At 70.3% G+C, this 1,429-nt stretch carries 2 protein-coding genes; both read right to left on the bottom strand.

Translation table 11 applies throughout. The features are described from left to right. Nucleotides 1-826: hypothetical protein (locus tag QH283_RS06580; protein WP_280502124.1), on the bottom strand; the 826-nt coding region annotated here is incomplete at its 3' end. 84 nt (nucleotides 827-910) lie between these two features. Beyond that, nucleotides 911-1,429, bottom strand: a 519-nt coding sequence (locus QH283_RS06585; protein ID WP_280502125.1) for a diiron oxygenase, incomplete at its 5' end; no start/stop codon positions are given.

Here is a 1,429-nt window from a genome sequence, read left to right on the forward strand (position 1 = left end):
TTATTTTTTTTACTCCTCTTGAGGTCTTCCTAGCTGTCTTGATGTGTCTCGTGGGCGCGGAGTTGTGTTTTAGTCTCAGGTGTGTGCTGGACGGGGGGTCGCGGCCGGGTGCGGGCCGCGACGGGCAGGCTCCCTCTAGACTCGGGGTGTGTCCACCTTCGACCCCCCTGATGCCCCGACCGGCGGCAGGCGGGCGCGCTGGCAGCCACACAACGAGAGCCGCCGCGAGCGCATCATCGAAGCGCTGATCGAACTGCTCGAGCAGACCCCACCCGGCGCCGAGGTGCCCGTGCAGCGGATCACCGAACGCTCCGATCTCGCGAAATCGGTCGTCTACCGCCAGTTCTCCGGCCGTGAGGAGCTGGACCGGCGGACCAGGACGGCCATCGCCGACCGGTTCGCCGCGACGCTGTCCTCCGCCCTGGACGTCTCCTCCGGTTCGGTCGACGAGATCCTGCACCGCACCATCGCGGTGGTCGTCGACTGGATCGACCAGCACGCGAGCCTCTACGAATTCCTCCGTCGCGGTCCGGCCTACGGCGATCCCGACGACGTGGACGGCATCAGCAGCCTCAAGGACCGGATCGCTGCCGACACCCGCACCCTCGTGACCGAACTGGCCGGCGTGGTCGGCGTGGTGGACGAACCGGTGGTCGACACGATGACCTTCGCCATCGTGTCCATGACCGAGGCGACGGTGACCCGCTGGGTCCGCGGCCCCCGGCGCGCGCTGAGCAGGGAGCGGCTGGTCGGCGAGCTCGCCGGATACGCCTGGAGCGTGCTCGACGGGGCCGCGCGGGCGCAGGGCCTCGACATCGACCCGCACGAGCCGCTGCTGGCGGCGCTCACCCGGCGCAAGGGGGGTGGGGCGCCCCCCAGAAGAGCCGGGCGGCGCCGGGCGAGCGCGGGCTCAGGCGATCCCGCGGATCGGTTCGCCCCGGTGCCGGGACGGCTCGCCGTCGATGTGCAGCAGCGACCACAGTCTCTTCGCGACCGGGGTCATCAGGCCGAGATCGTCGGCGAGCTTGCGCACGTCGCCGAAGTAGCCGGACAGGATGCGACGGGAGTGCGGCGCACGCCAGAACGCCTCGGCGAACACCTCGCGCGGGATGTCGAAGCGGCGGGCGAACGAGCGCGGGGGCACCATGATCTCGCCGACCAGCCAGCGCATGACCAGCGGGAACGCCGCCGCGGCCACCGCACGGCCCGCCGGGGACAGCTGCGGTACGTGCGCCTCGAGGAATTTGTCGGCGAAGCTGATGTGGCGGGCTTCCTCGGCGATGTGGATCTGCATGGTGCGCCGTACGGCGGGCGGGATGTTCGCGCCCTCCCGCAGCAGCGCCTTCTGGTAGTGGTCGATGGGTTCCTCGCCGCCGAGGATGCCGATGAACAGGATGACCGGGGCGAAACCGCCCGCGACGCCGATGAA

Origin of the sequence: Nocardia farcinica, assembly GCF_029867845.1 — a bacterium.
Taxonomy (GTDB): Bacteria; Actinomycetota; Actinomycetes; order Mycobacteriales; family Mycobacteriaceae; genus Nocardia; species Nocardia farcinica_A.